Source organism: Nonomuraea wenchangensis, assembly GCF_900111685.1.
Classification (GTDB): domain Bacteria; phylum Actinomycetota; class Actinomycetes; order Streptosporangiales; family Streptosporangiaceae; genus Nonomuraea; species Nonomuraea wenchangensis.
This window is the reverse complement of sequence record NZ_FOHX01000014.1, coordinates 214,166-237,014: the sequence shown is the minus strand read 5'-3', so window position 1 is coordinate 237,014 and position 22,849 is coordinate 214,166. Positions and strand designations below refer to the sequence as shown.

Sequence of the window (22,849 nt, the reverse complement as noted above, 5' to 3'; positions counted from 1 at the left end):
TCTTTGCGGTATTTCGCGTTAAGTTACGATTTATCGTGGTACGCGTCAATGGATAGAGAGGGAGCGCCCGCCGAGACGAACGCGCCTTCAGCGGTTGGCGCGCTGCGTGCTCGGCAGCGGCGAGACCACGCCGATGCCACCGTCGACCGGAATCCTGGCGCCGTTGACGTAGCCGGCCAGGTCGGACAGCAGGAAGAGCACCACCGACGCTATGTCGCCGGGCACTCCGCAACGCCCCTGCGGCACGGCCCGCTCGACCGCGCGCACCGCCTCGTCGTCGGGGTTCGGATCCCCGCCCGACTGAAGGACGCGGCCGACGACGATGGCGTTGGTCCGGACACCCTGCGGGCCGAACTCCTGGGCGCAGGCGGTCGCGAGGTGGTGGACCGCCGCCTTCGCGGTGCCGTACAGCCCGAGCCGCCTGGTGTTGGCCACCCCCGCCAACGATCCGACGAACACCACGCTGCCGCGGCCCCTGCGGGCCAGCCGCGGGATCGCCACCTGGGCGAGGAGCACGGGATGACGCAGGACTAGGTCGAACTGCCGTTGCATCGACTCCTCCGTGCCGTCGGCGAGGAGCTCGGGCATCGCGACGCCCACCACGTCCACGATGCCGTAGAGATCGTCGCCGAACAGCTCCTCCGCCCGGTCGAACACCGACCCGAGCCGAGTCCGGTCGGTGACGTCGGCGGCCATCGCCTCGCCGCCGCAGCGGGCGGCCGTGGCCTCGGCCTGGGCGCCGTCCCGGTCCACGCACAGGACCCTGCCCCCCGCCTGCGCCACGGCCTCACAGACGGCGCCTCCGATGCCCTGTCCGGTGCCGAGCACCACGACCCCGCGGCCGTCGAGCCGGAGCCGCCCGACGTAGTCGGCGACCTCGTCAGGCGAAGCCATCAGAATTCCTCGCAGTAGGGGCGGATGTCCATCTCCTGGGTCCACGCCGTGCGCGGCTGCACGAGCACCTGCCAGAACGTCTCCGCGATCTGCTCGATGTCCAGCATGCCGTCCTTCGGGCGGCGGTCCTTCGCCTGCGGAAAGGCGCTGTTGAGCCGATCTCCGTCGATGGGGCCGTGGACGATGATGTTCGCGACGTGGATGTTGCGCGGCCCGAACTCCCGCGCCAGCGCCTGGGCCACGGCCCGCTGGCCGAACTTCGCCGAGGCGTACGCGGCAAGCTTGGGCCGGGCGATCACGCCGGAGACGGAACCGGTGAACAGGATGGCTCCGCCTCCCCTGCCGACCATGCGGCGAGCCGACTCACGTCCGGTGAGGAAGGCGCCGAAGCAGTTGGTCCGCCAGACGCTCTCGAAGAACTCGGCGTCCATGTCCAGCATGCTGGAGCGCCACTGGGATCCGCCCGCGTTGTACGTGGCGACCACGAGAGGCCCGAGCTCGTCGACGGTCGCGAGCGATTCCTGGAGGCCGGCTTCCGTGCCGGCGTCACCGACCACGGCCGTCGCCCGCCCACCCCGGCTCCGGATGTCCTCGACGACCTCGGCGATCTTCTCCTTCGTACGTCCGGTGACGACGACGTGCAGACCGCCGGCGGCGAAACGCCGGGCCACGGCGGCACCCGTGCCTTGCTTCGCCCCGACTCCGACCACCCAGGCCACGCCGTCCGCGGGCGGGGCGCCACCGTTGACCGGCCATCCGCCGAAGTTCTGCGCCTCTTCTGTCGGCTGTGCCATCTGGCTGCCCCTCTCTCGTCGCGACCGTTGTGCATACGTATCGGGCCGCGCCGGCTCGGCCGTCGCGACCCGTCTCCACGTGGCCTGTTCATGATCCGCACCGGGTGAGCTCAGGCTTATGAAGGTCGGCGACCGACGAGACCGAGCCCTGCCTGCGCGCGGCGCGGACAGGAGGCGGCGGCCGTACGCGGATGCGAGCGGCTGGAGAACACGATCAGTGCTTGCACACGCATTTCCTCGAGCGTCACGTCACCCCGGCGAGGGATCCGTGTAACTTCGTGGAAATCTACGATATTTCGCAGAAGGGGCGCAAGGGGGACAGCCACGTTCACCTGCGACCCTCGGCCCCCACCGGGGCCGACGCCCGGCCGGACGCCGCCCTTGCCCCCTTCAACACTCAGCCGTAACATCGACCGAGATATCGTAATCCTGCGGACACCAGGTCGCACGCCGAGCGCGCTCGGCACCGACAGGAACCTTCGACGCGCGTCACACGGGATCACGAGACCGCGACTGACATACCGAAATACCGTAAGGTCCCCACCCGGCCATGGCGAAGGGATGTCGTGCATGGACCTGATCACGCAGAAGAGACTGCTCATGGAGGTCGGTCCTGGCACGCCGATGAACGCCTGCTTCAAGCGGTTCTGGTTGCCGATCGCGCTCTCGACCGATGTGGCCGACAACGACGGCGACCCGATGCGTGTACGCGCCCTGGGAGAGGACTTCGTGCTCTTCCGCGACAGCGAGGGGCGCCTCGGGCTGCTCGACGAACTGTGCACGCACCGCAGCGCTTCACTCTGTGGCCGGCGGCGTCGTCTGGGGGCACTTGGGCCCCCAGGACAAGGAGCCGCCCTTCCAGCGCTACCCGTTCTTCGACCTGCCCGGCGAGAACGTCGTGGTCGAACTCGTCGTCTGCTCCGCCAACTACACGCGTCTCGTCGAGGGCCTCATCGACACCACCCACACCGGTTCGCTGCACCAGGACGCCTTGCGTCAGCTGGCGGCAGGTGAGGGACCGGCGCCCAGCTTCGGCGGGACGCCGCGGGTCGCGTCCGCGGGCGTGCTGGCGCAGGACCTCGCGCCGGACATCGAGGTGCAGGAGACCGACTTCGGCTTCCGTTATGCCGCCGTGAGCCGGCACCGGCAGGTCGACGGCTCGGTGCGCCGCCGGGCGAGGGTGACGAGCTTCAAGCACCCGACGTCGATCCTCACCCAGTCCGGCCACCTTGCCCAGATGGTGTTGCCCGTGGATGACGACCGGTCGTACCTCTTCATGACCTTCTGGGATCCGACCCGGAACATCAGGGACGGAGAGGCCCGCCAGGAGATTCTCACCTACTACGGCATCGACGACATCGCCAAGAACGTCTACGGAGCCGGGCGCGAATTCCACGACCTGCCGGACCGGCCGAACAAGTCGAACAACTGGCTGCAGGACCGCGCGGCGATGAAGAACGGCAGCTTCACCGGCCTCTACCGCTTCATCCCTGAGGATTTCGCGGTGAGCGCTTCGATGGGTGGCGTCGAGCGCTTCCCCGTCGAGCATCTCGTCCCCGCCGACCTCGCCATCGCGCGCTTCCGCCGACAGATGATCGACAATGTCCAGCGGGTCCAGAAGGGCGAGGACCCCAGAGGTTTCGATCCCAAGGAACAACCGCGGCCGGCTCAATACGACGTTCCCGAGGGCGAGGACTGGCGCGATCACTACACCCGCGCCGCCGACTGACGAGAGGAGCGCGCCGCCGACGCGGCGCGCTTTCCCTAGTGGCGGAAGGCGCTTTTCTCGCTTAAGCCCTTACTGTCGGAAAAGCCCCAGTAAATCCGGTTTCAGCGGTACGATCCCGGCCGCCGAGCGAGCCTGTCAGGAGGCGCTGCCGAAGACGGTGTCCTTGACCTCGTGCAGGATCTTGAGCAGTTCGTCCTGGCTGGAGCGCACCCGATCCGTCGGTCCGATGATCCCCAGACCGACCATGTCGTCCCCGATCCGACTGGAGACCGCGAACGAACTGACGCCGACCGTGCCCTCGTCGACGGCTTGGTACCAGCCGAGTTCCCGGTGGCGGCGCACCTCGTCCTCGAGTTCCCGCGGCTCGGTCTTCGTCCGGTCCGTGAGCCTGGACAGCGCCTTCAGCCGCAGCGTCCGGCTCATGTCGTGGTCGTCGAGGCCGCCCAGCAACGCCTTTCCGATCGCGGTGCCGTGGATGGTGAAGGTGTCCCCCACCCCGAGCACATAGCGCAGGCGGTGCCGCCCCTCCGAGACCGCGAGCACCTTGATCCGGTCACCGGCGAGCACCGCGCAACAGGCCGTTTCGCCCGAGCGCTGCGCGAGCAACCCGCTCGCCTCGGTGCCGAACGCCGCGAGGGCGTCGTTCTCGGCGATCGCCTTGGCGACGGCGAGCAGGCGGCCGGTGGGGTAGAAACGCCGTGTCGTGACGGTACGGCTCACATAACCCAGTTCGTGCAGAGTGTTGAGCAGGTCGGAACTGCTGCTCTCGGGTATGTCCAGCAGCCTGGCCACTTCGGATTTGGTGAGCTCGCGCCGCTCTCGCGCGAAAATCTCGAAGAGCGCCATCGCCCGGGCAGCGGCGGGCACGGTCGTCCCGTTGGCCTCCGCGGGACCGCCGCGCGAACGCCGCCCGCGCCGCGCAGGTGGGGCGGCCTCGGCCGGCTGGACCGGTTCCACAGCCTTCGCCATCGGAATCCCTTTCCATTGGTCGCTCAAGATGCCTTGCCAGTCGGTAAAAGCCAATCGAACACCTGGCGCCACCCGGCCCGGGTGACTTGCCCGTGTCCGCGACACTCGCACGGCATCGCGCCGATCAGCCCTCGAAATGAGCGAGTCATCGGGTAGAGGTGCCGAGATCAACCGTCCACACACCCCGGATGGCCAAATCCGGATCAAGGATACCGTGGCATGGATGCCGATAACGAATTTTCGTCGAACATAGCGCCCCCGCGTTCGCTCTCGGGATGGCCGAAGCCGCCCGATTTATCCCCCGTATCACCGATACACATCCCCGTCCCCCTGCGCCGGCGCGCCTCGCACGGCAATCCACCCGCCGCGACCTGCCCGGCCGGAGCGAGACAGGGACAGCATCCTATAACGACATTTCGGCCAAACTAACGACCTGCCGGTCAGGCGTACATGGGCGAGACAGGCCATGAACCGGTGCAGATCATCCATCGCCTCCAGCTCGCGCCCGAACGCGAGGGCCCGCCCACTCCACCCCGGGCCATCCCGCCGCACATGCCGTACTTGGTCATCGGCTCTCTCCGACATATCGTCAGCAATTACGACTGGCCGCGCATGCTGGTCAGGCCGCCTCCGATGTGACCCGACTGCCGCCCAGGATGCCGGTCGGCCACGAGCAGCGGAGTCTGCACCTCACACCAGCAGGTGACCCTTGACCGGCATGCCGCGCGACGACGCCCGGCGACCGAGTCAGCGGCCTCATTCGGCCGCTGCAAGCATTGGCTAGAACAACGAAATACCGTACACTACTACAGTTATTCGCAATATGCGCCCAACTGCTGCTGCCGCTCTTCCCTCCTTCGCGTATGCGCCACACGCGCACACACAGGCGATGAGGGAGCGGTATCCGCTCCGCGCGGCCGCGCGGAGTACGCGGAGGAGGCTTGACCGCATGACAACCCGTCTCACATCGCACCCCCAAGGCCGGACCATCGCAGAAGAGGTAGTGCTGTACCTCAGCTCGGACCATCCGGACCGTGCGGACATCACCCGTGACCCCTACCCCTTCTTCGACCGTCTGCGTGCACACGCGCCGGTCTACCGGACCTCGCTGGGTCCGGTTCTCGTGACCTCCTACGCCGAGGCGCAGGCTCTGGTCCGGGACCGGCGCTGGAGCCGGGACGAGATGGACGGCAGGACCGGCATCACCCCGACCCAGCAGGTGTTCCTCGAGAGCATGGCCTTCCGGGACCCGCCCGACCATACGCGGCTGCGCGGGCTCGTCTCGCGGATCTTCACCCCCAGGTCCGTGGAGCAGAGCCGGGGTCACATCAACGAGATCGTCCAGGACCTGCTCTCCGGCCTGCGTGAGCGCGACGAGTTCGACTTCCTCGAGGATTTCGCGTACCGGGTGCCGCTGCGCCTGATCTGCCGCCTCGTAGGTGTCCCCACAGACATGGAGGAGGACTTCGCGGCCTGGGGTCAGGCGCTGTTCGGCGCTCTGGAACCCCTGCCCCAGGCTCCGGAGGTGGCCGCGGAGCGCGAGGCGATCGCGAAGGAGTGTTTCACCTTCTTCGGGGACCTCATCAAGGAACGACGGGCGAACCCGGGCGGATCCGACATCATCTCCCAGCTGATCGAGGCCAGCGACGCCGAGGACGTGGACGGCAGGCTCTCCGATCTGGAGATCATCGCCAACTGCATGCTGCTGCACAACGCGGGGTTCAGCACCACCAAGAACCTGATCGCCAACGGCATGCACCTGTTCCTCACCCATCCGGACGCCTACGACGACATGCGGGCCCATCCGGACGTGATCCCGTCCGCGGTCGAGGAGATCCTCCGCTACGAGGGGCCGCCGCGTAACAGCCTGCTGCGGATCGCGCCCGAGGACATGAAGCTCGGGGACGTGCTGATCCGCAAGGACGAGCACGTCTACGCCATCCTCTCGGCCGCGAACCGCGACCCCGAGGCGTTCACCGACCCGCACAGGTTCGACATCCGGCGGGAGGGCCCCCGCCACGTGGCCTTCGGCGGCGGCATCCACATGTGCCTGGGCGCCAGCCTCGCCCGTCTGGAGGCCCAGGTGGCGTTCGCCCATCTGGCTTCGGAGCGCAAGCTGGAGCTCGCGACCGACCAGGTCGAGTGGCTCGCGGGGTTCCTCACGCGCGGCCTCGTCTCGTTCCCGGTGCGTTGGGCATGACACAGACGGACGCGCGGGACGGCGCGACGCTGGTGACAGGAGCGGGCCGCGGCATCGGCAAGGGGATCGCGCTGGAGTTCGCCTCGCACGGTGAATCGCTCGTCGTGGCGGACGTCGATCTCGACAACGCCAAGGCGGTCGCCGCCCGGTGTCAGGACGAGTTCGGCGTACGGGCGTCCGCCGTGGCGGTGGACGTCACCCGAACGGATCAGGTCCGCGCGATGGTCCAGCTCGCGGTCTCCGAGTACGGGCGGATCCGCACGGTGGTGAACTGCGCCGGCGTGTTCCCCTTCGCACCGGCTCTGGACACCACCGACGAGACCTGGGACCTGGTCATCGGCGTCAACCTGACCGGGACGTTCCTGGTCTGCAGGGAGGCGGCCAGGAGCATGGTGGAGACCGGCGGCGGATCCATCGTCAACATCTCCTCCGGGGCCGGTTCGATGGCCAACCCGAATCTCGTCGCCTACTCGGCCAGCAAGGCCGGCGTCCTGGGCTTGAGCCGGTGCCTCGCGGCCGAGCTGGCTCCGGCGGTGCGGGTCAACGTCGTCTCTCCCGGCCCGACGCGGACGGAGGGCACCGCCAGGGCCGGGGCGCCGCTGGACACCTCCCGCATCCCGATGCGGCGAACGGGAGAGGTCGAGGAGATCGCTCAGGCGGTACGGTTCCTCGCCTCGGACGAAGCCGGCTTCATCACCGGGCAGACGCTGCACGTCAACGGCGGGAAGTTCATGCCGTGACCACTTGGGGTGGCCGAGCCGCACGTGCTCGGCCACCCCTGGGAGCGTGGTGGTCTTGTAGAGGGCAGGTCGCCGCCGGCCGCGGAACAGGAACCGGCGCGTCAGGCCCGGGACACGTAGCGGGTCTGCAGCTCGGTGAAGGTTTCGAGCCCCCAGCGGCCCTTCTCCACCCCGAGGCCGCTGTGCTTGACCCCCGTCAGCGGCTGGGAGAAGCCGAGCGTGGACTGGTGGGTGTTGACCCAGACCTGCCCGGCCTCCAACCGGTCGGCGACGGCGCCGGCGCGGTCGAGGTCGCCGCTCCACACGGAGGCGCCGAGGCCGAAGTAGCGGTGGTTGGCCTGGGCGACGGTGTCTTCGAGGTCGGTGTAGGGCACCAATGGAAGGACCGGCCCGAACTGCTCTTCGTCGACCACGCGCATCCCCGCGGCGGCGCCGGCGACGATGGTGGGCGCGTAGAAGTAGCCCGGCCGGTCCTCGGGCCGGCCGCCGGCGGCCACCGTGGCGCCCTTGGCCTTCGCGTCCTCGACGAGCGCGGCGACGAAGTCGAGTTGCGCGCGGTTCTGCAGCGGCCCCATGTTGGTGCTCTCGTCCAACCCTGACCCGAGCCGCACCGACGGTACGAGTCCGACGAGGGCATCGACGAGGGCGTCGTGCAGGTGCGCGGGGACGTAGACGCGCTTGATCGCGATGCAGACCTGACCGGAGTTGGTGAACGCGGCCCAGAAGAGCTTCGGCGCGATCGCCTCCACATCGACGTCGTCGAGCAGGATCGCCGGGTCGTTGCCGCCCAGTTCGAGGGTCACCCGCTTGAGGTCCTTGGCGGCGGACGCGGCGATCGCCTTCCCGGTGGGAATCGATCCGGTGAAGGTGACCTTCCGCGGGACCGGGTGGTCGACCAGCATGGGGCCGAGTTCGTCGGTGCCGGACACGACGTTCAGCACCCCTGCGGGGAACACCTCGCGCAGGATCTCCCCGACGCGGAGCGTGGCGAGCGGGGTGTAGGGCGACGGCTTGACCACCACGCAGTTGCCGGCCGCCAGCGCTGGACCGATCTTGAGGCCCATCATGTACGCGGGCACGTTCCACGGGGTGATCGCGACGACCGGTCCCACCGGACGTCGCAACACCTCCACCCGCTCGCTCTCGCTGTCGCTGAGGACCTCGCCGGCCACTTCGCTGCCGGCGAAGTAGCGCAGGGCGGAGATCACGCCCGTCACCAGCCCCTTGGAGAAGGCCAGCGGAGCGCCGAGCTCAAGGGTCGAGAGCCGGGCGATCTCGTCGATGGAGGCGGCGACCGCGTCGGCGCCCTGGTGCATCACCCGTGCCCGGCCGTCCGCCGTCTCGGCGGCCCACGCCGGCTGCGCCGCCGCCATCGCCGCCATGACGTCTTCGACGTGCTCCGCCTCGGCGGTGGGGGCATGCGCGGCCACCTCCCCCGTCGACGGGTCCACGATCGGGAACGAGCGCGGCGCCCGTACGGCCCGGCCCCCGATCGTCATCGTCAACTCTGCGTCCGACATCCGGCATCCTCTCTCTCGAGCCTGTCGTCATCGCGGGTGAGCAGCGCCGGAGCGGTCGCTCTCGGCGACCAGGGCCGGGATGCGCGCAGCGGCGCGCCCGGCCCCGCCCGCGTCAGTCCATCGTGATGACCGCGCGCCCCTTGACCTGGCCGTTCCTGAGCCGCTCGTAGACGGCGTCCACCTCGGCGAAGGGGTGCTTCTCCACCTCGGCTGCGATCGCTCCTGACGCCGCCAGCGCGACGACCTCGTGCAGGTCGGGAATGGACCCCATCCCGGAGCGGGTGACCGAGGTGTCGCGCTGCAGCGAGCGGTGATCGACGGTTATCGATCCGCCCGCGCCGCCGATGAGGGTGATCTCGGCCATGCTTCCGGCCGCGGCGGCACAAAAAGCACCACTGGCGTCGCTTCCGACGAAGTCCACGACGAGGTCGGCGCCACGGCCCGCGGTCAGCTCCTTCACCTCCGCCGCGGCCTGGGCCCCTGCCATGATCGCGTGGTGGGCGCCGAGCCCGCGCGCGAACTCGAGCTTGTCCTCGCTGATGTCGACGGCGACGACGGTGGCGGCCGAGGTCGCCCGCGCGATCTGGACCGCCAGGTGCCCGAGCCCCCCGACGCCGACGACCACGAGCGTCGACATCGGCGAGGCCAGCTTGTGGGCGGAGCGGCGGATCGCGTGGTACGGCGTCAGGCCGGCGTCCGCCAGCGGACCGGCCTCGAACACGTCAAGGCTCTCCGGCAGCGGAACGACGTAACGCGCGTCGGGGACGAGCTGGTAGTCGGCGAGCCCTCCGTCGCGGCCGATGCCGGCCAGGCTCGCCCCGTTGTGGCACCAGTGATCCAGTCCGCTCGCGCAGCGGACGCAACGTCCGCACCCCCACGAGATGTAGATCAGCACGGGCTGCCCGATGTCGAGCCCGGTCACGCCGTCGCCCAGCTCGGCGATCCACCCCGACACCTCGTGTCCCAGCGTGAAGGGCAGCGGGGGCGTGTAGCCGGCTTCGGCGTCCATCAGCGTGATGTCGGTGTGGCAGGCGCCGACCCCCGCGACCTTGACCAGCACCTCGCCCGGTCCGGGCCGGGGAGTGGGCACCTCGACGACCGCCGGCGGCTCGCCCGGCTCGGTCAGACGGAACGCTCTCATGCGCTCTCCCTGGTGCCCGCCGTGAAGGTCACGGGCAGGGCGGCCAGCTCCCGGCGGAACCCGGGAAGCCACTCGGCGTCGTCCGGATGCTTCAGCACGTAGTCAGGGAGCCGGCGCAGCACCTGCTCGATCACGATCTTCATTTCGAGCCGGGCGAGCGGCTCCCCGACGCAGCGGTGGATGCCGACGCCGAACGAGAGATGCGGGTTGGGCCTGCGGTCGAGGTCGACCTCGTCCGGCCGCTCGAAGACCTCCTCGTCGCGATTGCCGCAACCGAAGAGGATCCCGACCTTGTCGCCGGCTTCGAACTGGTGCCCGGCGAACTCGCAGTCCCGGGTGACTGTCCTGGCGAACATCTGCGACGGCGCTTCGAGCCGGAGAATCTCGTTGATCGCGGCGGGAATCAGCTCCGGGTCGTCGATGAGCCGCCGCCGCAGCTCCGTGTCGCGGCCCAGCATGAAGAACGTGCTCGTCAGCGACCTGATCGTGGTGGCGTGCCCGGCCTCCCCCACCAGGATCGCCATGCCCAGCACCTGGTCCGGGGCGAGCGGCGCGCCGTCCACCTCCGCCGTGACGAGCAGGCTGAGCAGGTCGTCCTGGGGGTCGGCCCGCTTGCGGTCGAGCACCTCCCGGAAGAACGACATCAGTTCACGAGCGACCGACTCGTTCTCGGCGAGCAGTTCCTCCCGGGAGGTCTGCAGCAGCTTCGGGCCGAAGCTGCGCAGCCTCTGCCACTCACCGTCCCCCAGGCCGAGGAAATGCTCGGTCATCCGCGAGGGGACGACCTCGCACAGCTCCGCCTTGAGGTCGGCCTCGCCCCGCTCGATGAAGGCGTCGACGAGCTCGGTGGTGACCTTCTCGACGTACTCCCCGAACTTCGCGACCTGCCTGGGCCGGAACAGCGGAAGCAGCAGGGCGCGCAGGGCCTTGTGCTCGGGCGGGTCCGCCTCCAGGGGGATGGCCGGGATCGGCAGTCCGAAGTGGGGGATCGTGACGCCCTGGCCGGAGGCGAACAGGTCGGGCTGCGTGAGCGCGGCCTTGATGTCCTCGTAGCGCGTCAGCATGTAGTAGCCACCGAAACGATCGCTGTGGGCCACTCTGTCCTTCGAGCGCAGGTCCGCGTAGCGCTCGTAGAGCTCGTCCTGCGTCCCCGGCTCGTTGAGGTCGAAGGTCGGCAGCCGTGTCGCGTCAGTCATCGCCGTCTCCTTGCTTTCGTGTCAGAACCCGTATCTGTGCGCCCGCTCGTCTCCGGGACGCTGGGCGGAATGACCATGTGTGATGCCTGATCGCGGGCGAGGCCGGCCGCTATCGGCGCGGAGCCCATGGGGAGACGCGCCGCCCGATCCAGGTCACCGCGGACTGCAGCGCGACCCCGATGATCGAGACGGTCACGATGCCGGCGTACATCCGGTCCGCGAGGAACACCTGCCACGAGTTCCAGATCAGGAAGCCGAGCCCTTCGCGCCCCTGCACGAACTCGATGCCGATGACGAGCAGCACCGCGGTGCCGATCGAGATGCGCAGCGAGGTGAACACCTCCGGCATCATCGCGGGCAGCGTGACATGGCGGAACGTCTGGATCCGGCTCGCGCCGAACGAGCGTGCCGGTTCCAGATAGCCCTCCGCGAGGCCGGCCACGGCGGACATCGTGGAGATCGCCACGATGAAGAAGACGCCGAACGCGACCAGGAGCACCTTCGGGGTCTCCCCCAACCCGAAGATCATCAGCAGCAGGGGCAGCACGGCGAGCTTGGGCACGGTGTAGAGCGCGCTGATGACGGGCTCAAGGGCGGTTCTCAGCTTGCGGAAGCTGCCCAGGAGGACGCCCAGGACGATCCCGACCAGCGCTCCGCCGAAGTATCCGAGCAGGAGCACCCTGAAGGTGCTGACCGCCGCCTCAAGCACCAGACCGGAGGAGACGAGGTCCACGAAGGAGACGACGATCTCACTCGGCGGAGGCCAGAAGCGCTGGTCCACCAGCCCGCTGGAGGAGATGGCCTGCCAGACGAGAAGAATGACGACAGGGGTTCCGAACCGCAGGAGATTGTCGATGAGCACGCGCCGGCGCTGGAAGCGGACCGGATCGCGCTCAGCGAGATCAGGCGTCCTGGTGACCAGCTCGGCAGGTCCGTGCTCGGCCTGCGCCGGCTGCTGCGATTGTGCCAATTCCGTCATGGTTTCCTTCTTCTGCCGTCCCGTTCAGGCGCTTGTCCGCGGATCCGTCTTCATCTCGGACCTGAGCAGGTCCCAGATCTCGCCTTCGAGCTCGGCGAACTCCGAGCTCCTGCGGATCTCCGGAGAACGCGGCCGGGCGAAGGGGACGTCGACCTCGGCGACCACACGCCCCGGCCGGGAACTCATCACGATCACCCGGTCGCCGAGCAGAATGGCCTCGTCCAGGTTGTGCGTGATGAAGATGACGGTCCTGCCGTCCTCTTGCCAGAGCTCGAGCAGCTCCGCCTGCATCACCTGGCGCAGCTGCGCGTCCAGCGCGGCGAACGGTTCGTCCATCAGCAGGATCTGCGGTTCCACCGCGAACGCGCGCGCGATGGAGACCCGCTGCTTCATCCCTCCGGACAAGGTGGCCGGGTAGGCGCCGCCGAAGTCCTTGAGTCCGAGGCGGGTCAGCCACCGGGAGACCCGCTCCTTCGAGACCGAGCCGGGCACCTTCGCGATGTCCAGGCCGAAGCGGACGTTGGCTTCCACCGTCTTCCAGGGGAAGATGCTGTAGTCCTGGAAGACCACGGAAGTGAGCGGCGCCTCTTTGCTGGTGGTGCGCAGCGACACCTCACCGTCGCTGGGGCTCAGGAGTCCCGCGATGATGCGCAGCAGGGTGGACTTGCCACAACCCGACGGGCCCACGATGCAGAGGAACTCTCCGTCACGCACATCGAGGTCGATGGGGCCCAGCGCCTTGACGGTCGCGTGGCCGGAGGCGAACACCCGCTCCACACCACGTACCGCGACTCTGTTGTCGTTCACTACTACTCCCGCTTCGCCGGTTGGACCGTGGGCAGGCCCGGAGGTCGGCGCCGGCCGTTTCACTGCAACGAACCTCTTGTGACGGTGCGGCGGGCGTCCCTTCCGACGGGGCGCCCGCCGCGTGTCCTCGTGATCAGCCGGAGCTGCGCAGGGACTCCGCGAACGAGGAGTCGTAGAGGTCCTTGTCGCTCAGATCGCTGTTGTACTGGAGCAACCCGCTGTCGATGGCCCGGTAGTAGTCCTGGTAGACGGGCGCGAGCTCGGTGTGCAGGTTGTAGTCCGCTTCGAAGGCCGACGGCTCCGCCTCACGAATGGTCTTCTCGGGGACCTTCTGGGCCTCCGCGAGCGCGGCGACGACCTCGTCGGTCTGCCGGTAGTCCTTCAGGAGGTACTTCTGCGTGCTTCTGGCCAGCGCCCGGACGAAGGCCGTTCCGGTGTCGCGGTCGTCCTTCAGCAGCCGCTGCCCGAACATGTAGAACACGCCGGCCACCGGGGAGATCGCTCCCTTGACGAACTCGCAGCAGGAGTCCTTCAGCAGGATCTCCTGGTAGGGGGCCGACGCGTAGGCGGCTCCCACCGCTCCGTTGCGCAGGGCGTTGACGGCGTCGGCGGAGCTCAGGTCCTGCCAGTTCACGTCCTTGGGCCCGATGTCGACCTTGTTGGTCTTCAGGTGTTCGAACAAGGTGGCCCACAGCCCGGGACGGTTGCCCCCGGGGCCGGCGAGGTCCGCTCCCTTGAGGTCCTGCAGGTCGAACTTGCCGTTGTCGCCGAAGATCTTCTTGTTCACCCACAGGCCCTGGTCGGTGTCCTCGGGCCGTCCACCGCCCGGGAAGACGACCCGGATGCCCTCGCCCGATCCGATGATGTTCAGCAGACCGGGGGAGATCTGCGAGGCCAGCACGTCGACGCGCTTCTGCGTCATCATGACGAGCGAGTCCTGCGCGGGGAGGAATTCGAACTCGACCTTGATGTTCTCCTTCTCGAACTCGCCGAGCCGTTCGGCGACCGCGAGCGCGGCATAGGAGCCGACCATGGCCGCGAGCGCGACCTTGACGGTCTTGCGCTCCTTGAGCGGGCTCGGCCGCAGAGCCTGCGGCAGCGTCTCGTCGCCCGCCGTGGAGAACGCGCTTACTTCCCGTTTTTCCGCGACCTCCGAATTGCCGCCGCAGCCGGTGGCGGCCATGACCAGGGCCAATCCCATTGCCAGTGACTTAAGGCCAGGGCGCATCGCTCAGCCTCCAGATTCTTTTCGCCAGGGCGTCCGTCGAGGACGACATCTGGATCTTTCGGTAATTGATCATTTGTGAACGGGGAGGACGGCTTCGCAGGGTGCCCTGTCCCGGTGAGCGGCGTCGTGGCGCGTGGCGGGCGGCATTGCGAGGTTATGGGATACTAACCTCTTTGCGGCATATCGTGTCAATAGACGAAACTTCGCCGTTATCCAAATCGGTGCCGACACGCGAGCGCACGGCAAAAACCATGGTGTCCTCGGGTGAAAGACTCCTTCATCCGCTCACTTATCACGAAGATTCGCGACAGGCAACGGTGTGGCGTGCAGTGGACGCGTCGGCGCATGACGAAAGAGCCTGCCGATACGTTCAGCATCGGCAGGCTCCCCGGGCCTCACTCCGTGATCTCGATGGCTCCCGTTGGACACTGCTCCGCGGCGTCGACCACGAGGTCGCGCAGTGTGTCGTCGACGGGCTCTGGATCCAGGACGACGAGTTCGCTGTGGTTCTCGATCGCGAACACCTCAGGAGCTATCAAGGCACAGGTGCCCGTGCAGGCGCACACGTCCTTGTCGACACTGACTCTCATGGACTGACTCTCATCTCGGGGCGCCGTTCAACGCTTGGTCTGCAGCCGGTGGTAGCCGACTTCCTCGCGCGCCGCGCGCAGGGGTCGCCCGCCGTGGACCGCCTCCCGGATCCGCTCCTCCGCGTCTCGGATCTCCTCCGCCGCCGCGATCACCTCGTCGATCCGCCCGGCCGGGACGCACAGGACGCCGTCGCCGTCACCCAGCAGCCAGTCGCCCGGCTCGACCCGGGCGCCGCCGATCGACACCGGCTCGCCGATCCCCTCGACCCGCACCCGGTCCTTTCCCGTACGCATCCAGTTGCCACGGGAGAAGACCGGGTAGGCCGTCGTGATCGAGCGGTCGACGTCGCGGCACACTCCGTCGATCACCGTGCCGGCCACCCCGTTCCGTACGGCGGTGTAGGTCAGCAGGTCACCCCAGACGGTCGCGTCGAGCCTGCCCTGGTTGTCGAGCACGACCACGTCTCCAGGACCGAGATCGTCGATGTAGTCCCCCACGGTGCCGGGGTCACGGCCGACCGGGCCGTAGCGCAGCGTCCATGCCCGCCCGACGAGGCGGAACGACCGGTCCAGTGGCATGATCCCCAGGCAGTGCCCGGCGATGCCCAGCCGATCGAGCGCGTCGCTGACGTCGGTGCAGCTCAGTGCCCGCAACGCCGTGGTGATCTGCTCGGTGGTGCTCGTCGTGGTCATCGGTTCTCCTGCAGCATCGTCTCGTAGCCCGCGCCCATCACCTCGGACACGGGCGCGCCCGCCTTCACCAGTTCGGCCATGGTCCGCTCGCGCGCCGCGATCCGCTCGGCCACGCCGACGATCTCCTCGGCCCGTTCCCCGGGGAGGAACACCACGCCGCTGCCGTCGGCGATGACGTGGTCGCCCGGCGCCACCGCGACTCCGCAGATCGTCACGGGGATGTTCCAGTCCTGCTCCACGACCCTGCCCCGCGCGGTGAGCGGGACGGCGGCCCGGGCGAAGACGGGCAGGCCCAGCTCACGGCTCTCGTCGACGTCCCGGCAGGCTCCGTCGACGACCACTCCTTCGACGCCGCGCTGCGCCGCCGCGAGAGAGAGGATGCCGCCCCAGCCCGACACGCCGGTGCGGCCTCCGTGCTCGACCACGATCACGTCACCGGGACCGGACGCCTCGACGGCGGCGGTGCCCAGGTGCCGCGGACTCGGCGGAGCCTCCCCCGCCTCGACGAGCCGCACGGTGGTGACCCGCCCCGCGATGCGATGGTTGCCCGTCAACGGCGCCAGCCCGAGAGCGACACCGGTCACGCCCAGACGGTCGAGCGCGTCGGACACCGCACACGCGTCGAGTGCCGCGAGCCTCCTTACAAGATCCTCAGCCATCGCTCTCCCTGTCCTCCATCACGAACGCCAGCGCTTCGAGCTGCACGAGCATCCCGCCCGGCAGCTCCTGGCGCAGCAGATGCCGGGCGGGCCTGGAGCCCGCGTCGGGAAACATCCGGACCCACTCCTCGTTCACGGGCGCGCGGACGTCGGCCGCGGCGAACACCGTCACGTGCACGACGTCCTCGACGGTGCCGCCACCGGCCTCGACCACCGCCCGCAGGTTCGCGAAGGCGTGGCGGACCTGCTCGCCGACGTCCGCAGGAAGCACGCCGCTCTCCCGGTCGACGCCGCGGACACCTCCGGTGGCCAGCAGCGGTCCGCGCCGCGAGGCCGCGGGGATGGGGTTCGACCCGTGTTCGAGGCCCGGCACGACGATGCTGCGTCGTCTCACGACGCGCTCCTCTCCCCCGGCAGCCGGTAGACGTCCAGCGTGGACTCCCCCGCCGCGAGCCGGGCGAAGATCTCCTGCTCCGCCGTCTCCCGCTCGTGGGCCGTCCGTACGACGCCGCCGGCCAGGCCCGCGGGCAGCACGACGACGCCGTCCCCGTCGCCCACCACCAGATCGCCGCGGCGCACGTCCACCTCGCCGATGCGGACCGGTTCGCCGACCGCGCCGGTCCCCTCGGGGTCCTTGGCCGTACCCCTGATGGAGACGGACGGCGCGAAGGTCGGGAAGCCGCGCGTCGCGAGCTGGTCGGCGTCCCGGACGCCGCCGTCGATGACCAGCCCCGCGATGCCGCGTTCCAGCGCGGCGACCGCCATGACCTCGCCCCAGTGGCCGAACTCCAGCGGGTCGCTCCCCTCGCCGAAGGCCACGACGAGGACGTCCCCGGGCTGTGCCGCGTAGATGGCGCGATGCAGCCAGAGGTTGTCACCCGGAGGGCTGAGGACGGGCAGCGCCGGGCCGGCCAGGCGCATGCCCGGCCGTACGGGCTTGACCGCCGAGGGCAGGGCGCCGATCTTCCCGGCCGCCTCGTGGAGCGTCGCGGTCGGCAGCGCGGCGGCCTCCCGCGGCAGATCGGCCGGCGGCGTCCCCGTCACAGCGACAACCTCGGGAAGACGCGCCGGGCGTTGTGCTCGTAGATCTGGCTCCGGTCCTCGTCCGTCAGGAACTCGATGCGGTCGATCGTGTACTTGAAGTCCTCGAAGGAGCGCCCCGTCTCGGGGTTGATGGCGCCGCCGCTGCCCGGCCGCTCGGTGCCGAACAGGCAGCGGTCCACACCGACGGTGCGGAAGAGCAGCTCCAGCGAGTGGCTGCTGTGCACGTCGGTGTCGAAGTACAGCTGACGCAGGGCGTCGTCGAAGGTGGTGAGGTCAGCCGGGGCCTCGGGCAGCTGCTCCCCGTTCATCCCCGCGTGTTCGAGGTCACGGAAGTACTGCGCGATGTGCTTCTTCTTGGTGGCGAGGTCCAGCCACCAGTGCGCCCGCCAGCGGCCGATCTGGTAGGGGATCGAGCCGCCACCGTGGCTGACGATGAGCTTCAGCTCGGGGAACCTCTCGAACACCTCGGAGTGCACGAGCGAGGTCACCGCCAGGCTCTCCTCGGTCGCGAAGTGCTCGTCGTAGGTCTCGCGGCCACGACAGCCGGCGCTGTGGATGAGCGCGGGCACCCGGAGCTCGACGAGCTTGGCCCACAGGGGATACCAGTACGGGTCGGACAGCCGCGGTGAGCGGCCGCCTCCCTCGTCGGGGTCGGGGTTGAGCAGCACGCCGATGAACCCGAGCTCGCCGATCGCGCGTTCGAGCTCGTCGAAGACGATCTCGATCGGCTCGCCGGACACCTGCGGCAGCCCGGCCACCCCGCGGTAGCGGGTCGGGTGCAGTGACACGGTGCGATGGATGAGGTCGTTCTGCAGCTCGATCCACAGCTTCACGTCCCTGGCGACCGGGTGCGAGTGCATGAGCACGAACGGGCGCGGGGAGATGAACTGGATGTCGGTGCCGACCTGGTCCATCAGGCGGACGCCCTTGTCCGCGGCCGCCACGAGGTCCGCGTCGTCGATGTAGCGGTCCAGGTACCACGACTTGGAATGCTGGCCGTTCGACGCCTGCAGGACCGTCCGTACGGCGAAGACCGCGGGCGGGGTGATGAGGTGCGCGTGCGCATCGATGATCATCAGGGGGACTCCTGGTTGCGGAAGCGGCGCCGCTAGGCGGGTTGCCAGACGAGGAAGGCGAGGCCGATGCCGGTGCCGGCGGGGGTGCGGTGCACCGGGATGTACTCGGAGTCGGTCACGGTCAGCCCCGTGAGCGCACCGGCGGCCATCACCCAGTTGAGGATCTCGGAGTTGCCGGAGCGCAGGCCCAGCGGCGGGAGGGCCCGCAGGGTGTCGGCGTCGCCGGCCTCCAGCGCGCGGATGACCCGCCGGTCGAGGTCCTCGTCCACGGCGAAGTGGGTCAGCCCGCCCGAGGCGACGATGCCGACCCGCTCGTCGCCCGGCAGCGCGGTCAGCACCCGGCCGATGACCTCGCCGATGTCGTAGCAGCGGCCCGGGCGGGGCACGTTCGGCGGGAAGTAGGTGTTGAGCATGATCGGCAGGATCGGGATCCGCCGGTCGCCGCACAGACGGTCGATCACGAAACCGTAGGCGTGCCCGAACCCGGCCTTGTGCGGGTCGAGCACCTCACCGGCGACGGAGACGTCCACTCCCGCCTCGATGAGCCCCTCGATCAGGCCGTCGGCCAGGCCGGCGGCGGCGGGGTGCCGATGGACGGTGTCCATCTTGTAGCCCTTGTTCGCCTCCTTGTACCAGCCCGGCAGGTTCGGGTTCAGCTCGTTCTTCGGGTGCGTCACCAGCTCGGGCCCGTTGAAGACCGCGAACGCGGGCAGATGCGCCTTGCTGAACAGCTCTTCCTGGTCGTCGCCGATGATGACGAGAGCGTCGAGTTCCGCCTCGGCGATGGCCCGGGCCACCCGGTCCAGCGCCTGCTGCGCCCGCAGTGCCTGCTTGTCGAAGTTCTCCGGCGTCGCGACGCGCGCGTGGCGTCCGCCGGTCTCCTCGGCCAGCCGGTCGTAGGAGACGACCCGGCCGTCGGCCAGGTAGAGCTCCTGCTTGCGGTAGTCGTCCTTGGCGCGCTCCGCCCACAACCCGGGCTCGATGGCCAGCAGCGGGCTGTGCGACGTGCCGATTCCGAGCACGATCTCAGCCACTTGTTCCTCCCTTGTTCGCCTGCGGCCGACGGCTCAGAGTTCCAGCACCAGCCGGGCGCTCTTGCTACCGGAGCAGCAGATCATCATGATCTCGTTGGATTCCTTCTCCTGATCGGTGAGGACCAGGTCCCGGTGATCGGGAACACCGCTGATCACGCGGGTCTCGCACGTGCCGCACACGCCTTCGGTGCACGAGTACGACACGTCCACACCGGCGCCGAGCAGCGTGTCGAGGATGGTGGCCCCTTGAGGGACCGCGAGCGTCTTCCCGCTCCGGGTCAGCTCGACCTGGAAGCCGCCCTCCGTGGCCGGCGCGTCCTTGGCGGCGAAGTACTCGACGTGGCGCCGTTCCGCCGGCACCCCGGCGGCGGCCTTCTCGAACGTGTCGAGCATCGGCAGCGGACCACAGCAGTAGACATGGGTGGCGTCGTCCACCTCGGCCAGCACGGCCTCTAGGTCGAGCAGCTCGCCGTCGTTCTCGTCGTCGACGTGGAGGCGCACCCGGTCCGGCCGGTCACCCGCCAGCCGCGTGAGCTCGTCGAGGAAGGCGGCCTGTCCACGGGTCCGCGCCGCCAGGTGCAGGGTCCAGTCCCGGCCGAGAGCGCTGAGCCGCCGCACCATGCTGAGGATCGGCGTGATGCCGACGCCGCCGGCGATGAGCAGACTGCGCTCGGCGTCCTCCGCCAGGGCGAAGTTGTTCAGCGGCGGGGATATCTCCAGCAGCCGCCCCACGTGCAGGTGGTCGTGGATCCACGACGACCCTCCGCGGCTGTTCGCGTCGCGGTTGACCGCGACCACGTAGCGGTGCGGCTCGTCCTGGTCGCCACAGAGCGAGTAGCTGCGGACGAACCCGTTGCCCAGGTGGAGGTCGATGTGCGCGCCGGCGGTGAACGGCGGAAGCGGCGCACCGTCAGGACGGCGGAGCTCGTAGGAGAAGACCGAGTCGGCTTCCCAGCGAACCGCCTGTACGCGGACCGTGAGGTTCTCACCGGACTGGGACATGACGTGCTACCTCCGGTGCACTGAGAAACACCTCGCGTCGGTCGCGGGCGGATTCGGCGATGGCCAGACAGGTCCGGACGGTCTCCCGCCCGAACTCACCGTCGTGGAACGCGGCGCGTCCGTGCACGACGGCGTCCACGAGCTCCTGCAGGACGTCCCCTCGGCCCGGCCACCACGGCCTGCCGGGGACGGGCAGCACTTCGACCCCGTCGTCGGTGTAGGCGATCACACCGTCCGGGCCGCAGCGGAGGTCGGCTCCGGCGCAGGTGACGACCAGCTCACCGAAGTGCGGCTGATGCGGCGGCGGCAGCGGCGATCGCGCGCCGTACCCGAAGTCGCTGGTGCGGGCCCGTCGCTCCTCTGCCGGGGTGAGGCCGTCCAGCCTCCGCCGCGCCGCGCCGTGAGCCCGCTTCTTCGGCGATCCGCCCTCGGCGATCCAGCCGTGCAGCTCGTCGCTGTCGAAGTGGTCGTAGCCGCTGTAGACCAGATTCGCCGTCCCCTGACCGGCGAACTCGACCAGCGCGGCGCAGGCGCCCTCGGTGGGGCGCGCCGGGTCGAGGACCGCCGCGGTCGCGCGTACCGACCGCACCGGCCGGTCGGCGATGGTGCGCGCGATGTCGATCTGATGGGGAATCTGGTTGTAGAGGATGCCGCCGCCGCGAGCACTGTCCAGCTCCTCAGGCCGGCGGGGACGGTAGAGGAAGTCGGTGTAGTTCCACATGGCGATCATGCCGAGCGGCCCGTAGGCGCCCGAGGCGACCAGGTCACGGATCATGGTGACCGCGGGATCGAAGCCGTGGGTGTGGCCGACGATCAGCACGACGCCGTTGGCGGCCGCCGCCTCGATCATGGCGTCGCAGTCGGCGACGCTGAGCGCCATGGGCTTCTCGACGATGACGTGCTTGCCCGCTTCCGCCGCGGCCACGGCGTGCGCGCGGTGCAGCTGATGCGGCGTGGCCACGTAGACCGCGTCGACGTCGGCCCGGGCCAGGACACCGTCGATGTCGGCGTGGGCCGGTGCCCCTTCCGCCTGCTCGAACCGCTGCCGCAGCTCCGGGTCGGGCTCGGCGGCGGCCGCCAGGCGGATGCCCGGGTGGGTACGCGCGGCCGCGGCCATCACGCCGCCGGCGAGGCCGAGCCCGATCAGCCCGAGGCCGAGCGTGCGCTCGTTCATGTCCGGCCCCTCACTCGACGGGGACCGGCGCGTGGACGCCGCTCGCCTGCGTCTCGGCGCCGTAGGCCGCCATGAACTCGTCGAAGCTCGCGATCGGGCTGATCCTGCTGATCGCGCGCACGCCGAACGCCTCGGGGTTGGCGACGATGGCGGGCTCAGTCCCCTTCCGCAGGGCGTCGGTGAGGTTGACCAGCATCCGCCGGGCGGCGACCACGGCCCGGTCCGAGCTCACCAGGTGCTCGGCGGAGCGGTCGATGATCCCGGGGTCGGCGCCGCCGATGCTGCGGGAGTTCTCGGCCAGCGCCCGGTCCTGGTCGTGCACGCCCCAGATGCCGGTGAAGTTCTTGGTCCGCTGCATCTCCCGGTCGAGCAGGTAGTCGTTCTCCTTGTTCGCGACCGGGAGCCACGTGTCGATCGCGTAGCCGTCCGGGAGCGTGTACCGGCCGCGTTCCATCCGCGGCGGGAACAGCGCGCCGCTCCGGTAGTAGCTGTCGAGCTCGTCCTGCGGAATGGGTTGGTCGACCCGGTAGCCGAAGGTGAAGACGGTGGTGTGGTTGTCGTCGATCGGGACCCAGGCGCGCCCGCCGCCCGCGACGAAGTCACCCGGGGCCCTCGGGATGAGGCTGAACATGGGCAGGATGAACTGCGTGACCCGCCACTGGTACTGCCCCTCGAACTCGCGCCGGGCGCCGTAGACCAGCCCGTAGTCGGTCTGACGCAGCTCGATGTGGGGCGCCGCGTCCTCGGACATCTGCGCGCCGGCCGACTTCTGCTTCGTGTTCTCCCTGTCGAAGTCACGGTGCAGCCAGCTGATGTGCGAGCTGTCGATCTCGCCCTCCAGGCCCTGCGACCAGTTGGTGCGCTGCAGCCATCGGGCGGCGAACACGTGGTCGTCGGGCACGTCGGTGTACTCGAGGTGCGGGAACGGCGGCTGGAGCTCCTTCGGCCCCATGTAGATCCACACGACACCCGCGGTCTCGTGCACGGAGTAGGCCGTGATGCCCACGTTCTTGCGGATGTCGGGGGCGCCGACCGGCACGTTCGGGGTTTCCAGGCAGTTGCCCTCCACGTCGAACTTCCAGCCGTGGTAGGCGCAGCGGAGCCCGCAGTCCTCGTTCCTTCCGAAGAACAACGGCGCGAGGCGGTGGGAGCAGTAGGCCGCCACGATGCCGACCCGGCCCCGGGTGTCACGGAAGGCGACCAGGTCCTCCCCGAGGATGCGCAGGCGTACCGGAGGGCAGTCCGGTTCGGCGATCTCCGAGGTCAGCACTGCCGGCAGCCAGAACCGGCGGAACAGCTCGCCCATCGGCGTGCCCCGGCCCACCCGTGACAGGGCCTCGTTCAAATCAGTACGCAACATGATGGTCCTCCACCAAACTC

22 protein-coding genes and 1 pseudogene are annotated in these 22,849 nt (G+C 69.3%); 4 read left to right on the top strand and 19 right to left on the bottom strand.

What is annotated here, in order from left to right; translation table 11 throughout:
* Positions 1 to 87: 87 nt before the first annotated feature.
* Both BMW85_RS34505 and BMW85_RS34500 read right to left on the bottom strand, forming a co-directional pair.
* Entirely contained in the window at positions 88 to 894 is an 807-nt protein-coding gene (locus BMW85_RS34505) for an SDR family NAD(P)-dependent oxidoreductase (protein ID WP_091090022.1), read from the bottom strand.
* Entirely contained in the window at positions 894 to 1,688 is a 795-nt protein-coding gene (locus BMW85_RS34500) for an SDR family NAD(P)-dependent oxidoreductase (protein WP_091090020.1), read from the bottom strand. The genes BMW85_RS34505 and BMW85_RS34500 overlap by 1 nt, the downstream gene beginning before the upstream one ends.
* Before the next feature lie 561 nt (positions 1,689 to 2,249).
* On the opposite strand from BMW85_RS34500, the pseudogene BMW85_RS52665 reads away from it, so the two are divergent.
* Together BMW85_RS52665 and BMW85_RS34485 are read left to right on the top strand one after the other, a co-directional pair.
* Positions 2,250 to 2,477, top strand: a pseudogene (locus BMW85_RS52665) (Rieske 2Fe-2S domain-containing protein); the annotation flags it as partial.
* A 13-nt stretch (positions 2,478 to 2,490) separates the two neighbouring features.
* Entirely contained in the window at positions 2,491 to 3,417 is a 927-nt protein-coding gene (locus tag BMW85_RS34485; protein ID WP_245775234.1) for a hypothetical protein, read from the top strand.
* Between the two features lie 135 nt (positions 3,418 to 3,552).
* On the opposite strand, the gene BMW85_RS34480 is transcribed toward BMW85_RS34485, so the two are convergent.
* A complete protein-coding gene (locus BMW85_RS34480; RefSeq protein ID WP_218156060.1) occupies positions 3,553 to 4,440 on the bottom strand; it encodes an IclR family transcriptional regulator in 888 nt (295 codons plus the stop codon).
* A gap of 949 nt (positions 4,441 to 5,389) precedes the next feature.
* Between BMW85_RS34480 and BMW85_RS34475 the strand changes: the two genes are divergently transcribed.
* Positions 5,390 to 6,586 carry a cytochrome P450 gene (locus BMW85_RS34475; protein WP_177241032.1) on the top strand — a complete coding sequence of 399 codons (1,197 nt, stop codon included), beginning with the start codon at positions 5,390 to 5,392 and terminating at the stop codon, positions 6,584 to 6,586.
* Positions 6,583 to 7,326, top strand: coding sequence for an SDR family NAD(P)-dependent oxidoreductase (locus BMW85_RS34470; RefSeq protein ID WP_091090007.1), 744 nt, complete (start codon positions 6,583 to 6,585; stop codon positions 7,324 to 7,326). The genes BMW85_RS34475 and BMW85_RS34470 overlap by 4 nt, the downstream gene beginning before the upstream one ends.
* Positions 7,327 to 7,427: 101 nt before the next feature.
* Here BMW85_RS34470 and BMW85_RS34465 read toward each other — a convergent pair whose 3' ends face one another.
* From BMW85_RS34465 to BMW85_RS34390, 16 genes are all read right to left on the bottom strand, one after another.
* Positions 7,428 to 8,846 (bottom strand): aldehyde dehydrogenase family protein, encoded by a 1,419-nt coding sequence (locus tag BMW85_RS34465; RefSeq protein ID WP_091090004.1) that lies wholly within the window; start codon positions 8,844 to 8,846, stop codon positions 7,428 to 7,430.
* Positions 8,847 to 8,958: 112 nt separating this feature from the next.
* Entirely contained in the window at positions 8,959 to 9,987 is a 1,029-nt protein-coding gene (locus BMW85_RS34460) for an alcohol dehydrogenase catalytic domain-containing protein (RefSeq protein ID WP_091090002.1), read from the bottom strand.
* A complete protein-coding gene (locus BMW85_RS34455; protein ID WP_091090000.1) occupies positions 9,984 to 11,183 on the bottom strand; it encodes a cytochrome P450 in 1,200 nt (399 codons plus the stop codon). The genes BMW85_RS34460 and BMW85_RS34455 overlap by 4 nt, the downstream gene beginning before the upstream one ends.
* 109 nt (positions 11,184 to 11,292) lie before the next feature.
* Positions 11,293 to 12,162, bottom strand: coding sequence for an ABC transporter permease (locus BMW85_RS34450; RefSeq protein ID WP_091089997.1), 870 nt, complete (start codon positions 12,160 to 12,162; stop codon positions 11,293 to 11,295).
* Between the two features lie 24 nt (positions 12,163 to 12,186).
* Positions 12,187 to 12,969, bottom strand: coding sequence for an ABC transporter ATP-binding protein (locus BMW85_RS34445; protein ID WP_091089995.1), 783 nt, complete (start codon positions 12,967 to 12,969; stop codon positions 12,187 to 12,189).
* Positions 12,970 to 13,102: 133 nt separating this feature from the next.
* Positions 13,103 to 14,170: an ABC transporter substrate-binding protein gene (locus BMW85_RS34440; protein ID WP_091089992.1), complete on the bottom strand. Its 1,068-nt coding sequence runs from the start codon at positions 14,168 to 14,170 to the stop codon at positions 13,103 to 13,105.
* Between the two features lie 422 nt (positions 14,171 to 14,592).
* A complete protein-coding gene (locus BMW85_RS34435) occupies positions 14,593 to 14,787 on the bottom strand; it encodes a ferredoxin (RefSeq protein WP_091089989.1) in 195 nt (64 codons plus the stop codon).
* 27 nt (positions 14,788 to 14,814) lie between these two features.
* On the bottom strand, positions 14,815 to 15,480 hold the full coding sequence (locus BMW85_RS34430; RefSeq protein WP_091089987.1) for an RraA family protein: 666 nt from the start codon (positions 15,478 to 15,480) through the stop codon (positions 14,815 to 14,817).
* The gene (locus BMW85_RS34425; RefSeq protein WP_091089984.1) at positions 15,477 to 16,139 is read right to left on the bottom strand and encodes an RraA family protein; all 663 of its coding nucleotides are present in this window, start codon (positions 16,137 to 16,139) and stop codon (positions 15,477 to 15,479) included. The genes BMW85_RS34430 and BMW85_RS34425 overlap by 4 nt, the downstream gene beginning before the upstream one ends.
* Positions 16,132 to 16,533: a RidA family protein gene (locus tag BMW85_RS34420; protein ID WP_091089982.1), complete on the bottom strand. Its 402-nt coding sequence runs from the start codon at positions 16,531 to 16,533 to the stop codon at positions 16,132 to 16,134. The genes BMW85_RS34425 and BMW85_RS34420 overlap by 8 nt, the downstream gene beginning before the upstream one ends.
* Entirely contained in the window at positions 16,530 to 17,183 is a 654-nt protein-coding gene (locus BMW85_RS34415; protein WP_218156059.1) for an RraA family protein, read from the bottom strand. The genes BMW85_RS34420 and BMW85_RS34415 overlap by 4 nt, the downstream gene beginning before the upstream one ends.
* Positions 17,180 to 18,259, bottom strand: a complete 1,080-nt coding sequence (locus tag BMW85_RS34410) for an amidohydrolase family protein (protein WP_091089980.1) — start codon at positions 18,257 to 18,259, stop codon at positions 17,180 to 17,182. Before BMW85_RS34410 ends, BMW85_RS34415 begins: the two co-directional genes overlap by 4 nt.
* 32 nt (positions 18,260 to 18,291) lie before the next feature.
* Positions 18,292 to 19,293 (bottom strand): DODA-type extradiol aromatic ring-opening family dioxygenase, encoded by a 1,002-nt coding sequence (locus BMW85_RS34405; protein ID WP_091089977.1) that lies wholly within the window; start codon positions 19,291 to 19,293, stop codon positions 18,292 to 18,294.
* Positions 19,294 to 19,326: 33 nt separating this feature from the next.
* Positions 19,327 to 20,295: a PDR/VanB family oxidoreductase gene (locus BMW85_RS34400; protein ID WP_091089974.1), complete on the bottom strand. Its 969-nt coding sequence runs from the start codon at positions 20,293 to 20,295 to the stop codon at positions 19,327 to 19,329.
* The gene (locus BMW85_RS34395; protein ID WP_091089973.1) at positions 20,279 to 21,469 is read right to left on the bottom strand and encodes a Gfo/Idh/MocA family protein; all 1,191 of its coding nucleotides are present in this window, start codon (positions 21,467 to 21,469) and stop codon (positions 20,279 to 20,281) included. Before BMW85_RS34395 ends, BMW85_RS34400 begins: the two co-directional genes overlap by 17 nt.
* A 10-nt stretch (positions 21,470 to 21,479) precedes the next feature.
* Positions 21,480 to 22,829: a Rieske 2Fe-2S domain-containing protein gene (locus tag BMW85_RS34390; RefSeq protein WP_091089970.1), complete on the bottom strand. Its 1,350-nt coding sequence runs from the start codon at positions 22,827 to 22,829 to the stop codon at positions 21,480 to 21,482.
* Positions 22,830 to 22,849 lie beyond the last annotated feature (20 nt).

Excerpts from the sequence above, each read along its gene's own strand:
- BMW85_RS34505 (WP_091090022.1), bottom strand. The coding sequence starts at position 894 with ATGGCTTCGCCTGACGAGGTCGCCGACTACGTCGGGCGGCTCCGGCTC.
- BMW85_RS34500 (WP_091090020.1), bottom strand. The coding sequence starts at position 1,688 with ATGGCACAGCCGACAGAAGAGGCGCAGAACTTCGGCGGATGGCCGGTC.
- BMW85_RS34470 (WP_091090007.1), top strand. The coding sequence starts at position 6,583 with ATGACACAGACGGACGCGCGGGACGGCGCGACGCTGGTGACAGGAGCG.
- BMW85_RS34465 (WP_091090004.1), bottom strand. The coding sequence starts at position 8,846 with ATGTCGGACGCAGAGTTGACGATGACGATCGGGGGCCGGGCCGTACGG.
- BMW85_RS34460 (WP_091090002.1), bottom strand. The coding sequence starts at position 9,987 with ATGAGAGCGTTCCGTCTGACCGAGCCGGGCGAGCCGCCGGCGGTCGTC.
- BMW85_RS34455 (WP_091090000.1), bottom strand. The coding sequence starts at position 11,183 with ATGACTGACGCGACACGGCTGCCGACCTTCGACCTCAACGAGCCGGGG.
- BMW85_RS34450 (WP_091089997.1), bottom strand. The coding sequence starts at position 12,162 with ATGACGGAATTGGCACAATCGCAGCAGCCGGCGCAGGCCGAGCACGGA.
- BMW85_RS34440 (WP_091089992.1), bottom strand. The coding sequence starts at position 14,170 with ATGGGATTGGCCCTGGTCATGGCCGCCACCGGCTGCGGCGGCAATTCG.
- BMW85_RS34435 (WP_091089989.1), bottom strand. The coding sequence starts at position 14,787 with ATGAGAGTCAGTGTCGACAAGGACGTGTGCGCCTGCACGGGCACCTGT.
- BMW85_RS34430 (WP_091089987.1), bottom strand. The coding sequence starts at position 15,480 with ATGACCACGACGAGCACCACCGAGCAGATCACCACGGCGTTGCGGGCA.
- BMW85_RS34425 (WP_091089984.1), bottom strand. The coding sequence starts at position 16,139 with ATGGCTGAGGATCTTGTAAGGAGGCTCGCGGCACTCGACGCGTGTGCG.
- BMW85_RS34410 (WP_091089980.1), bottom strand. The coding sequence starts at position 18,259 with ATGATCATCGATGCGCACGCGCACCTCATCACCCCGCCCGCGGTCTTC.
- BMW85_RS34400 (WP_091089974.1), bottom strand. The coding sequence starts at position 20,295 with ATGTCCCAGTCCGGTGAGAACCTCACGGTCCGCGTACAGGCGGTTCGC.
- BMW85_RS34395 (WP_091089973.1), bottom strand. The coding sequence starts at position 21,469 with ATGAACGAGCGCACGCTCGGCCTCGGGCTGATCGGGCTCGGCCTCGCC.
- BMW85_RS34390 (WP_091089970.1), bottom strand. The coding sequence starts at position 22,829 with ATGTTGCGTACTGATTTGAACGAGGCCCTGTCACGGGTGGGCCGGGGC.